This is a genomic window from Micromonospora sp. CPCC 206060 (assembly GCF_036906895.1).
Classification (GTDB): Bacteria; Actinomycetota; Actinomycetes; order Mycobacteriales; family Micromonosporaceae; genus Micromonospora.
On the sequence record NZ_JBAKHU010000044.1, the window covers coordinates 1 to 11,717 of the forward strand.

Consider the following 11,717-nt stretch of genomic DNA (forward strand, 5'->3'; position numbering starts at 1 on the left):
ACCAGCACCGACGCCGTCACCCGGTACACCTCCACCAGCAGCGGGCGACCCGACACCGGATCGCCGGCATGGGCACGCTGCGCGGCGGCCAACAGACCGGGCAGAAACGTGACCAACTGCGGGTAACGGGCATGCTTGAAAGTGATCCAGGCATGCTGAACGCTGTTGCTCAACTGGTCGACGGGCAGTACATGACTGTGGCTGGGCCGACCCAGGGCGATGTCGTACGCCGACAACACCGCCCCGATCTGCTCAACGCCCTCCAGCCGGCCGGTCACCCCGGCAGGTGGGGTCTCCCGACCCAGCAACACCGCCACATCGATCCGCAGCACCGCCGCGATCTCCTCGATCGTGGACACCCGATCCAACGACCGCACACCCCGCTCGACCTTGTCCACCCAACTCTTCGACTTCCCCAACCGGTCAGCGAGCACCTGCTGCGACAACCTCCGCCGACCACGCCAGTACGCCACCCGCCGACCAATCGGCAACAACTCAACGCTGTCCACGACGCCACCGCCGCTCCGGCACCGCTGTGGTCGTCTCCTCCACCGGTACCCGATCCGCCTCAGCCTGATCGAGCAGCCGCCGCTTCGCCGCCTCCCGCGCCGCCTGCTCGACCTGCTCACCCCGGCACGCTGCCGGTTCGCCGCTGCTCATCCCTACCTCCGCTGGCAGGGGCGCGGCGGCGTACTCAAAGGACCAGCGCCGCGCCCGACTCCAAGCGGGTTGCAGCCTTACCGGTACTACTGGCAACCGTGGCCCACCCGCCCTGGTCACAGCATCGGGTGATCAGCCGGTCACGTTCCAGATAGCGCGTGTCCGGTCAACTGTCCACGGACGCGGACAAGTTGCGGACAAGCGCGGACAGTCGGCCGGATCGGTTCCGGGCGGCGATGGAACGCACCCGCTCCAACGACTGAGCTGCGCCGTCTCGCTCGCCGATGGCAAGTTGCGCACCGGCAAGGTGGCACACGTAGGTGCCGGTCCAGTCGGCGGACGTCGAGTCCGCGTCCAAGCCGTCGAGCCCCGCAGTCAACAACTCCACCGCCTGCTCGTACTGCCCCAGAGCGGCGTGGGTGGTGCCGGCCTCCAAGTCGAAGAACGCCCGGTCCCGGTAGTAGTCCCACGGCGGCATTTCGCCGCCGTACTCCAGCGCGGCTATCGCCCGCTCGTCGGCTGCCACCGCCGTACTGATCGCCGCCGGCCGATCGCCTGCGAGGACGTACGCGCGAGCCAGTTGATAGTGGTCGTATGCGAGTTGCCCCGGGGACATGCCGGGCCTGGTCAGGGCCGCCCGGGTAACGCCGAGCAGCGCACCGATGTCTCCTGTCTGCCCGGCCAGATCCGCGCGAAAGGACAGCACCGTACCCAGGAGCGCGTCATGGCCGCTCTCGACGGTCCACTCCAATGCCTGATTCAGCCAGTGTCGGGACCAGGCATAATCACCAGCGGCGATACCCAGCCACCCGGCGAACTGCGCCCACTGAGCAGCCTGGTCGACCAATCGGCCCCGCAGGTCGTCGTGCGCCTCGCTGGCCAGATGACTGACGAGATCCAGGTTTGCCTGGACTGCCGGCATGACAGCGGCAGCACCGAGGACATCGTCAAGGCGACGTTGACTGGCCAAGAGGTCCGCGAGGGCGTCGACTGTGGCTGGATCAGTCCGGGCCGGATGACTAACGGCGAAGGCAATCCGGTCGGCACCGTCGCCCGGCAGCTCCGGCGGACGGGCCAGTGCGACCAGGCAACCGCCCGCACCGAGAGCGTCGTCCAGACGTCGTGCCACGTCATCGCTCGGCTGCCGTCGCCCCGACTCCAGGTCGTGAAGCTGGCTCTTGCTCTGGTACACCACGTGCGCGAGGGCCCGAAGTGAGATCCGCGCTCCGGTGCGCAACCTGCGAAGCTCCGCACCGAAGCGCGGGTCGGCGATGGGCGACACGGCTTCCTCCCAGGTAGCGGGCTAGGTACCGATCCTGCCGGCCTCTGCTCCGGCGGACCGCCATTACGGACGGTACATCGCGCGGCTGCCCGAACGTAACATCCGGGCCGGGAGCCGCTGCTGATCCGCGCGGCGCGGTGGGCTTGCGAGCTGCCGTGACCCTCCCGCGTCCATACCTGTCCAACGTGCGCCCGAGCTGCCCCCCTCGATCCACTCCGTTTTCAGGAAATCGGGCTATCGGATCGGGGCTGACACGGCGACTACCAGGAAATCGAGTGGATCATAGAGCGGTGGTCGAGGCCGATCAGGGCAGCAGCGGATGTCCGGTGTCATTTCGGCTGGTCGCCCCGACCCCACGGGTCGTCCAGGTCGTCACCCGGCAACGTCGGACGGTCGGCCCTCGTGTGCTGGCGCAGACGGTGCAGCTCGACAGGCGGCGAGTCGGAGGCCTGCTGCCCGGATCCGCTGCGGCTGTCGACCAACGGGCGATACCGAATCGTCCCCCGCCACGGACCGCCCGCCCCACCGCACCGCACCGATCGCCGCTTGCCGAACCCCATAGGGACACCCCCGCAAACCTCGCATCCCATCATGCGGGAGCATATTCCCACTTTTCGGGAGACGGGATAGCGTCTGGGTGACCGTCGGAAGGAGCGGCAGATGAACAACGCGACAGCTCGGTACATCCATGGCCATCACGAGTCGGTGCTCAGGTCGCACGGTTGGCGCACGGCGGAGAACTCGGCGGCATACCTGCTGCCGCACCTGGCACCGGGAATGTCCCTGTTGGACGTCGGGTGCGGGCCGGGCACCATCACCGCCGACCTGGCCGCCCGGATCGCGCCGGGACGGGTCACCGCGGTGGACACCAGCGCCGACGTCCTGACCCGGGCCCAGGAGGAGGCACGGGACCGGAGCCGGGCGAACATCACCTTCGCCGTCGCCGACGTACACGCCCTCGCCCTGCCCGACGACGCGTTCGACGTCACCCACGCCCACCAGGTGCTCCAGCACGTCACCGACCCGGTCGCCGCACTCGTCGAGATGCGCCGGGTCACCCGGCCGGGTGGGCTCGTCGCCGCCCGGGACAGCGATTACGCCCGGTTCGACTGGTACCCCCGGGTGCCGGAACTCGACGAGTGGCTGGTCCGGTACCGGCGGGCCGCCCAGGCCGCTGGCGGCGAGCCGGACGCCGGTCCGTACCTGGCCGGCTGGGCCCGCTCTGCCGGGTTCACCGAGATCGGCACCAGCACCGCCCGGTGGCACTTCACCAGCGCGGCCGACCGGCGGTGGTGGGCGGAGACCCAGGCCGAACGGGTGACCCGAGCCGCCCTGGGTCGCACCTTCCTGGCCGACGGTGCCGACGAGGACGACCTGCACCGGATCGCCGAGGGCTGGCTGCGCTGGGCCGAGCACCCGGACGCCTGGTTCACCGTCCCGCACCACGAGATCCTCTGCCGGGCCTGAGCCTCCCGGGCGGGGCCGGCCCGGCAGCACGGTCCGGCCCGCTACCGGATCGATCATGATGGTCCGGCCCGCTACCGGATCGGCGCCAGCCGCTCCCGGGCCAGGCGTCGCCGCCCGTCGGCCACCACCAGCGCGACCCCCTCGGCCAGGTCGACCGTCGGCTGCCAGCCGAGCCGCGCGCCGGCCCGGGCCGGGTCCAGGGCCATCCGGCGGATCTCCCCGGTCACCGGCGGATCGTGCCGGGCTGGCCGGTCCGCGCCCACCGTCGCCGCGATCAGGTGGTACGCCTCGATCACGCTGGTCTCCCGGCCGGTACCAATGTTGACCATGCCGGCGCCGCCGGTGACGCAGGCCAGCGCCACGGCGTGGGCGACGTCCCCGACGTAGACGAAGTCCCGGGTCTGCCGGCCGTCGCCGGCGACGACGGCCCGCTCGCCGCGCAGCAGCGCCCCGGCCATCCTGGCCACCACCCCGCAGTGCAGGCCGGTCTGGCGTGGCCCGTAGACGTTGCCCAGCATCAGCGCGGTGTACGCCAGGCCGTGGTGCTCCCGGTACCAGTCGAGATAGCGCAGCCCGGTCGCCTTGCTGATGCCGTGGGGATGGATCGGGGCAACCGGTGCATCCTCGCCGACCGGGAGCCCTGCGGCGGGTACCCGGCCGTAGACCGCGCTGCTCGCGGCGTAGACGACCAGCCCGGCCCCGGCCGACACGGTGGCGTCCAGGACGTTGACCGTGCCGCAGATGTTGGCGTCCGCGTCCGGCGCCGGGGCCCGTACCGCCACGGCGACGCTGGTCTGCGCGGCGAGGTGGACCACCACGTCCGGCCGCCACCGGGTGATGACCGCGGTACCCCCGGGGCCCCGGATGTCGGCGACCACGAGGTCCCGCTCGGACAACCCGATCCGGCGGGCATCGTCGAGGTTGTCCAGCCGCCCGGTGGACAGGTTGTCGACGACCTTGACCCGGGCGCCGGTCAACAGCAACCGGGTCACGACGTGGCTGCCGACGAACCCGGCGCCACCGGTCACCACCACCCGCATGCCCCGTAGGACGTCGGCGGAATCCGACCAGCCGGTCAGCTCGGACAGGTACATGATGGACTCCTGGTCACGGTCGGGTCGGGACGGACGGGCGGCCAGTGCGCGCCGGGACGGGCGAGCAGGCGGGCGATGGCCGCCACCGCCCGCCGAGCCGTTCTCAGGCGACCGCGACGTTACTCAGCAGAAGGTTCGTCACGGGCTGATCAGGATTCCAGTCCACCATCGGGTGACTGCCCCGAGGACCGGACAGGGCGCCGGGATCGCAGTGGGCATCCGCAGGCCAATTTCCCCATAAATGGGACAAATGACCAGCAAAGTTTCATACTTGACAAGCGGGTCCGGTCGTGGCCGCCGGTCCGGCACCGGCAGCCCGCGCCCGACCACCCGTACCTCGACGACCTGTTGGCGGAGGATCGCCCGGTTGCCGGCGAACGATCGGAGAACAGCATGGTGGTAGATCGCATCGAGGCGGTCCGGTGCCAGCTCTGCGACGGTGATCAGGACCACGTCGCCTCGGTGGCGCAGCGCCGGTTCGAGGCGGGTCGGCGGCTGCGCTGGCTGCTCTCCACCGTCCGCCCCACCACCCTGCTCGAAGCCGGACCCGCCGACGGTTACTTCCTCGAAGCCGCCACCACCGCCGGCATCACCGCCGCCGGCATCGAGGTCTCCGCCACCGCCACCCGCTTCGCCCGGGAACGCCTCGGCCAGACCGTCCACCACGGCTACTTCGAAGCCCTCGCCCCCCACCACCGGGCCGACACCATCTGCGCCTTCCACGTCCTCGGACACGTCGAAGACCCGCACGCCTTCCTGCATGCCGCCCGCACCGCCCTACCCCCCGGCGGCTGGCTCGCCCTCGAAGTACCCAACATCGCCTCCGCCGCACGACGCGTCGGCGACCGGTGGCCGGCGACCGCCAGGGCCCACCACCGGTGGCACTTCACCCCCGAGACCCTGACCCGGCTGCTCGTCCAGACCGGGTTCCGGGTCATCTCGCACGACACGGTCTTCTCCCGGTTCTACCGGCAGCCCGGAGTCCGGTTGCGCCACGCGCGGGACCTGCTGATCGCGGACTGGGCGGCCACCGGTTCACCCCGGTTGAGCCACCCGCACCTCGGTGACCTGCTGCGGGTCTTCGCCCGGCACGACGGTCGGGAACTGGGCCGTTGAGGGTCGCCCGCACCTCGACCACGCATCTCACCAACAAGGACGATCCATGCACATCCTGACCACGGTCGTCGGCGAGCGGACCGGACACTGGGCGGACCTGTTCGCGGCGCTCAGCGACCTACCAGGGGTCACCCTCACCGTGCTGGCCGGCGATGTCCCGGCGCGCACCGCCCGGGAACTCGACCGGCTGAGCCGCAGCCGATCCACCTTCCGCCATTTCGTCATGCCGCACGGCTGGGGTGGGCGGCGGACCGGACAGACGGTCCCGGCGCTGCTCCGCCTCCCGCGCGGTCATCCGGCCCGCGCGCTGCGGCCGGACGTGGTCCACGTGATCGGCGAGGCGGCCGATCCGAGCACCTGGCCGGCGCTGCGGTGGCGGAACCGGTACTGGCCCGGCACCCCGGTGACGCTCTACCCGGCGCAGAACGTGGTGCCCCGGTTCCCCTCGCCGTTCCCGCTGTACGAGCGGTACGCCTACCAGCAGGTCAACCACGCCTTCCCGGCCATCCCGACCGCGCTGGAGGTGCTGCGGACCAGGGGCTACCGGGGGCCGGCGACCATTGTGCCGCTGGGCGTGGACACCGGCCTGTTCACCCCGTCACCGGTACCCCGGCCAGCGAACCGGCGGTTCACCGCGGGTTTCGTCGGCCCGCTGGCACCCCACACGGGGGTATCGGACCTGCTGGCCGCCGCCGAGCGGATCGACTGCGACGTACTGCTGCTGGTTGACGGACCGCTCGGCGCACAGGTCACCCTCGACGCCGCCCGTCGACCCGGCCGGATCCACCGGCAGCCGTGGTCCAGCCACACCGAACTGCCCGACCTGCTGGCCCGGATGGACGTGCTGGTCGTACCCGCGATCGAGGCGGTGCAGCGCCGCGTACTCCCGTGGATGGGTCTCCCACTGGGGGAACAGTTCGGCCGGGTACTGGTCGAGGCGATGGCCTGTGGGATCCCCGTGATCGGCAGTGACGTCGGCGGGATCCCGTACGTCGTGGGGCCGGCCGGTCTGACCTTCCCCGCCGGGGACGTCACGGCGCTGGCCGCGCAGTTGGCCCGGCTACGGGACGACCCGCGGCTGGCCCGCGACCTCGCTACGGCCGGCGTGGCCCGGGCGACCGGTGAGTTCTGCTGGCCCCGGATCGCCGCCTCGCTCAGCGCCGTCTGGCGGCAGCTCGCCCAACGACCGAGGTTCGGTCTGGACGACCTGCTGGGTGGCCCCCGGGAGGTGCGGCCGGCGCTGGCCCGGACCGGGCCGGTGGACTAGCGTTCCCCGCGTGTCACCGATCCTGACTGAATCGACCGACCCCTACTGTCTGCGCGACGGCGAGAGCCGGACACTGCTCGACGGCCACCCCTGGCGCCGGTTCGTGGTGCTCGGCGACAGCGTCGCCGAGGGGATGTGCGAGCCGGTCGACGGGTACCCGGCCGTGCAGTGGGCCGACCGGATCGGCGCCGAACTGTCCGGGGTGTACCCCGCGCTGGCCTACCGCAACCTGGGCCACCGTGGACTGCGGGCCCACGAGGTGCGCGCCAGCCAACTCGCACCGGCCCTGGACTTCGCCCCCGACCTCGCCCTGGTCGTCTGCGGCGGCAACGACGCGTTCAGCCGATCGTACGACCCGGCGGCGGTGGACGCCGAACTGACCGCCATGATCATTGCACTGCAACAGGTCGGGGCGGACGTCATCACGGTGGGCATGTTCGACGTGTCGTACAGCCCGGCGGTGCCGGCCTCGCTGCGCCCGGGACTGGCCGAGCGGATGCGCCGACTGTCGGCGCACACCGGTCGGCTCGCCGGGGCGCTGGGCACCCTGCACGTGCAGCTCACCGACCACCCCGCCACCAGTGATCCGTCGCTGTACTCCAGCGACGGCCGGCATGGCAGCGCCCGCAGCGACGCCATCGCCACCGCCGAGACCCTCCGGCGGCTCGGTGCCCACCTGGCCGCCCGCCGGGCCGACCGACGGTCGACCCGGCCCGGCGGCCCGGTTAGTCGACCACCAGCACCCCGGAGAGCAGCACCCCCCGAGCCAGGTTGAGCACCCCTTCGCAGCCGGGGAACCCGGACCGCACGCACACCCCGGAGGCCCGCCGGTCGAACAGGTACGGCGCGATGCTGTACGGCACCTCCTCGGTGACCGTCTCCCCGGTCTCGATGTGCACGAAGTCCATCGGCACCGAGTCGGCGGGGACGTACTCCTGGAGCACGTATCCGCCCGCCTCGACCGCCTTGGCCAGCCCGTCCCGCCAGGCTTCGGGGTCGGTCTCCCGGCCGATGAGGACCCCCACCCCGGCCGACCCGTCGGCCGGCTTCGCCACCAGGTCCGGCTGGTCGGCGACGGCCCGCTCGACGGTGTCGGCGGTGAGCGTCTCGGTGCGCGGCACGTAGCGGCGCACCAGGGCCCGGTCCGCCTCCGGCAGGCTGTCGAGGTCCGACCAGAGCCAGGCGAGGACCTGCTTGCTGCCGAGCAGCCAGGCCGCCGCCGAGACGAACACCGGCAGGCCGGCCTCGGTCGCGGCGGCCACTGCCTGGATCCCGGCGCTCGGGGTGACCCGGTTGGGTACGAAGAGCCGGAACACCGCATCCACCGTGCCCCCGTTGACCAGCAACCGCCGCTGGTCGTCCAGGGTCACCGTGGCGACCGGACTGATCACCAGATCGATGGCGCAGTCCCGGGCTATGTCGATGACCGGGGCCAGCTTGCTCAGGAACCACTCCGGGTTGTCCAGCCCCGGGTACTCGGCGTCGAAGTCGATCAGCATCGCCACCCGGGCGCCCTCGGGCAGGCCGAGGGTGGTCCGGATGGCCACGAACCGTTCCGCCACGGCGGACGGTGCCGGCGCCATCCGGACCAGCTCGGTGATGCCACGCTCGGCGTAGATCTCGACGAACCGCCGGACCACCGTGTCGGAGTCGAACGCCCCGCCGAGGCTGCTGTCGATGTTGAACTCGACGAACTTCGGCACCCCACCGGAGAGCAGCACGTCCGGCCGGACCGCGGCGAGCAGCCGCTCGTCCAGCGGCGCGGCGTCGTCGAGCAGCCGGGTCCCCTCCTCGGTGACCCCGAGCAGGGCACGCAGTTCGGCGCCGGTGCGCGCACGCCGCTGGCACGCCTCCAGTACGAGTTGGGCCAGTCGGTCGGAGATCCGGTTGAGCGTGTGCAGCGCGTCGGCGGTCATCACCGGCGGTCGGGCCAGCCGCCACAGCTTGTTGTACGTGGCCCGACCGTCGAAGATCCGCTGCCACTGCTCGGCCCCGGCGGCGACCATCCGGGCCCGTACCGGTTCCGGCAGGTCCAGCCACGCCTGGCTCGCGCCCGGCCAGGTGTAGTCCGCGTCAGTCAATGCTCAGCCCTTCATCACTAGTTGGATCGCCGCCGTCAACTGTTCCCGGCCCGGCTGTACCGCCCGGTCGAGCGCCGCCGCGTACGGCAGCACCGCCCCGTCCGGACGGGTGACCCGTCGGGGTGGCGCCGCCAGCGGGACCCGCTCCACCACGCTGGCGATGACCTCCGCACCGATCCCGCAGGACCGGTTGGAGTCGTCGACCACCACCAGCCGTCCGGTCCGGCCCACCGACGCGAGCAGCCCGTCGATGTCGAACGGGTACAGCGAACGGGGGTCGAACACCTCCACCGACACCTGGTCGGCCAGTTCCTCGGCCGCCGCGAGGGCGTCGTGCACCAGGTGCCCGACCGCCACCACGGTGACGTCGTCGCCCGGGCGCCGGACGGTACCCGTTCCGATCGGCACCGGGGCCAGCTCGGTCGGGTCCACGTCGGCGCGTACCCCGAGTGCCCCGGCCGGGGCGAAGAGCACCACCGGGTCGTCGTCGCGGACCGCCGACAGCAGCAGCCCGTACGCGTCCGCCGGGGTGGCCGGCACCAGCGTCTTCACCCCGACGTGGGCGAACAGCCCGTACGGGTGGTCGGAGTGCTGCCCGGCCCAGCCGCTACGCGACCCGGAGCCGGTGACCACGTAGGTGACCGGTACCCGGGCCTGACCCCCGGTCATCAGGGAGAACTTGTGCGCCTGGTTGGCGATCTGCTCGAAGACCAGGAACAGCAGCGACGGGATCTGGAACTCGATCACCGGACGCAACCCGGCCAGCGCCGCCCCGGTGGCGAAGTTGGTGAAGCCCTGCTCGGCCAGGGGGGTGTCGATGATCCGCTCCGGCCCGTACTTCTTCAGCAGCCCGGCGGTCAGGTTGGAGGCGGCGACCCGGATGTCCTCGCCGAGCACCACCACCGACGGGTCCCGGGCCAGTTCGTCACCGAGCGCCCGGTTGAGCGCCTTCAGGTAGGACAGTCGGGGCATCACGCGCTCCCGGGTCGGGGCCGCAACCCGCTGGCGTACAGGTACGCCAGCGGGTCGGCCGGGTCGGGCGTCGGGCTGGCCAGGGCGAACTCGACCGCCTCGGCGAGCACCCGCTCCACCTCGGTGTCGATGCCGGCCCGCTGCTCCGGGTCGAGCCGGGCGCCCTGGATCTCCACCGGGTCGCGGGACCGGCCCTGGGCCACCTCGGCGGCGTCCCGGTAGTCCAGGCGTACGTCGTGCTCGAAGGTGTGGTGGGCGTCGAACCGGTAGGTGCGGCACTCCAGCAGACGGGGACCGCCACCGGCGCGGGCGGCGTCGACGGCGGCCCGGGTGGCGTCCCGGACCGCCTGCGGGTCCTGGCCGTCCACGACGACCGCCGGGATGCCGAACGCCTCGGCCCGGCCGGTGATGGTGCCGGCGACCGCCTGCGCCACCGGCATGGTGGTGGCGTAGCCGTTGTTCTCGCAGACGAACACCACCGGCACCGACCAGAGTGCGGCCAGGTTGAACGCCTCCAGCAGCATCCCCTCGTTGACCGCGCCGTCGCCGAAGAAGGTGACACCGACCTGGTCACCGCCGAGGCGGCGTTTCGCCCAGACCGCGCCGGTGAGGATGGAGCCGGCGGCGCCGACGATCGCGTTGGCGCCGACGATGCCGACGGAGAAGTCGGCGGCGTGCATCGAGCCGCCCCGGCCGCCGTTGAGGCCGGTGGCCCGGCCACAGAGCTCGGCGAGCATCCGGGCCGGGTCGGCTCCCTTGGCGAGCACGTGGCCGTGCCCCCGGTGGGTACCGGTGATCAGGTCATCGGGCCGCAGCGCCGCGCAGACACCCGCCGCGATGGCCTCCTGACCCAGGTACGGGTGGATGCCGCCGACGATCTCGCCGGCGCGGACGAGGTCGATGGCCCGCTCCTCGAACCGGCGGATCAACCGCACGGTCCGGTAGAGCGGGCCGGCGTCGACCCCCGCTGCGGTGGACGTCACGGGCGCGGGCCGTCCTTGATCGCCACGAGGATGTCGTCCCAGAGCTGGGCCCGGGCGGTCAGCGCGACGTTGACCGTGTCCGCGCACTCCTGCCACTTGGTGTAGTCGTCGCCGCACAGGTCGGCGAGCATCTGCATGGCCATCGGGGTGTGCTGCTCCCCGTCGACCTCGATGTGCCGCTCCAGGTAGTCCACGAAGGTGCCCAGCCGGCGGCTGCGCTCGTTGACCGCGACGACCTGGGTGAACATGTCCGGGATCAGGTCCTCCCGGCCGAAGGCGAACGCGGCGGCCTGGCAGTGCACCGGGGTGGTCTCGATGATCCGCCAGGTGGTCGCGGCGAACGCCGCCGACGGGCCGGGTACCCCGGCCACGCCGAACGACTCGGTGACCGGGCGCCCCGCACGGAGCAGGTCGATCAGCTTCTCCACCGGCCCGGTGTCCGCGCCGGCCTCCGTCATGCCGTTGACGTACAGCTCGAAGTGGCTGATGTAGCCCTCGCCGAGTTCGTCGCTCTCCTCGACCATCACGATGTCGTTGATCAGCCGCCGGCTGCCGGTCGGCCCGGTCGGGATCCACGGCACGCTGACGCAGGTGAGCTGCCGCTGCAACGACTTCAGCAGGGACATGAAGTCCCAGACCGCGAAGACGTGGTGCTCCATGAAGGTGACCAGCGCCTCGTGGGTGTTGAGGTTGGCGTAGAGCGGATGCGAGACGACGATGTCGCGCCGGGCGCTCACCGCCGCTTCGAGCCGTTCGATGCCGGGGTGGGTCTTTCCCCAGTCGTAACGAGACATC

At 71.8% G+C, this 11,717-nt stretch carries 11 protein-coding genes and 1 pseudogene; 4 read left to right on the top strand and 8 right to left on the bottom strand.

Annotated elements, in window-relative coordinates; all coding sequences use genetic code 11:
• The 3 genes from V6U90_RS23165 to V6U90_RS23175 form a co-directional block, all read right to left on the bottom strand.
• Window positions 1-509 (bottom strand): helix-turn-helix domain-containing protein (locus V6U90_RS23165; RefSeq protein ID WP_334440383.1); only part of this gene is annotated, 509 nt, incomplete at its 3' end.
• On the bottom strand, window positions 496-660 hold the full coding sequence (locus tag V6U90_RS23170; RefSeq protein WP_334440385.1) for a hypothetical protein: 165 nt from the start codon (window positions 658-660) through the stop codon (window positions 496-498). The genes V6U90_RS23165 and V6U90_RS23170, both read right to left, overlap by 14 nt.
• A 166-nt stretch (window positions 661-826) precedes the next feature.
• Complete coding sequence (locus tag V6U90_RS23175) at window positions 827-1,942, bottom strand: helix-turn-helix domain-containing protein (RefSeq protein WP_334440388.1); 1,116 nt, start codon at window positions 1,940-1,942, stop codon at window positions 827-829.
• A 660-nt stretch (window positions 1,943-2,602) separates the two neighbouring features.
• Here V6U90_RS23175 and V6U90_RS23180 point away from each other — a divergent pair.
• Entirely contained in the window at window positions 2,603-3,409 is an 807-nt protein-coding gene (locus V6U90_RS23180; RefSeq protein ID WP_334440391.1) for a class I SAM-dependent methyltransferase, read from the top strand.
• Between the two features lie 71 nt (window positions 3,410-3,480).
• Here V6U90_RS23180 and V6U90_RS23185 read toward each other — a convergent pair whose 3' ends face one another.
• Window positions 3,481-4,503 (bottom strand): NAD-dependent epimerase/dehydratase family protein, encoded by a 1,023-nt coding sequence (locus tag V6U90_RS23185; RefSeq protein WP_334440393.1) that lies wholly within the window; start codon window positions 4,501-4,503, stop codon window positions 3,481-3,483.
• 393 nt (window positions 4,504-4,896) lie between these two features.
• Here V6U90_RS23185 and V6U90_RS23190 point away from each other — a divergent pair, with 393 nt between their 5' ends.
• The 3 genes and pseudogenes from V6U90_RS23190 to V6U90_RS23200 form a co-directional block, all read left to right on the top strand.
• The gene (locus tag V6U90_RS23190; protein ID WP_334440395.1) at window positions 4,897-5,619 is read left to right on the top strand and encodes a class I SAM-dependent methyltransferase; all 723 of its coding nucleotides are present in this window, start codon (window positions 4,897-4,899) and stop codon (window positions 5,617-5,619) included.
• A gap of 46 nt (window positions 5,620-5,665) precedes the next feature.
• Window positions 5,666-6,886 carry a glycosyltransferase family 4 protein gene (locus tag V6U90_RS23195; RefSeq protein WP_334440397.1) on the top strand — a complete coding sequence of 407 codons (1,221 nt, stop codon included), beginning with the start codon at window positions 5,666-5,668 and terminating at the stop codon, window positions 6,884-6,886.
• 10 nt (window positions 6,887-6,896) lie between these two features.
• Window positions 6,897-7,598: pseudogene (locus V6U90_RS23200) on the top strand (SGNH/GDSL hydrolase family protein); the annotation flags it as partial.
• Window positions 7,599-7,611: 13 nt separating this feature from the next.
• Here the strand turns inward: V6U90_RS23200 and V6U90_RS23205 are convergent.
• The 4 genes from V6U90_RS23205 to V6U90_RS23220 are packed head-to-tail and all read right to left on the bottom strand — an operon-like array spanning window position 7,612 to window position 11,716.
• On the bottom strand, window positions 7,612-8,967 hold the full coding sequence (locus V6U90_RS23205; protein ID WP_334440400.1) for a hypothetical protein: 1,356 nt from the start codon (window positions 8,965-8,967) through the stop codon (window positions 7,612-7,614).
• A 3-nt stretch (window positions 8,968-8,970) separates the two neighbouring features.
• Window positions 8,971-9,939 (bottom strand): alpha-ketoacid dehydrogenase subunit beta, encoded by a 969-nt coding sequence (locus tag V6U90_RS23210; protein WP_334440403.1) that lies wholly within the window; start codon window positions 9,937-9,939, stop codon window positions 8,971-8,973.
• Entirely contained in the window at window positions 9,939-10,922 is a 984-nt protein-coding gene (locus tag V6U90_RS23215; RefSeq protein ID WP_334440405.1) for a thiamine pyrophosphate-dependent dehydrogenase E1 component subunit alpha, read from the bottom strand. Before V6U90_RS23215 ends, V6U90_RS23210 begins: the two co-directional genes overlap by 1 nt.
• A complete protein-coding gene (locus tag V6U90_RS23220) occupies window positions 10,919-11,716 on the bottom strand; it encodes a DUF3050 domain-containing protein (protein WP_334440407.1) in 798 nt (265 codons plus the stop codon). The genes V6U90_RS23215 and V6U90_RS23220 overlap by 4 nt, the downstream gene beginning before the upstream one ends.
• Between the last annotated feature and the right edge of the window lies 1 nt (window position 11,717).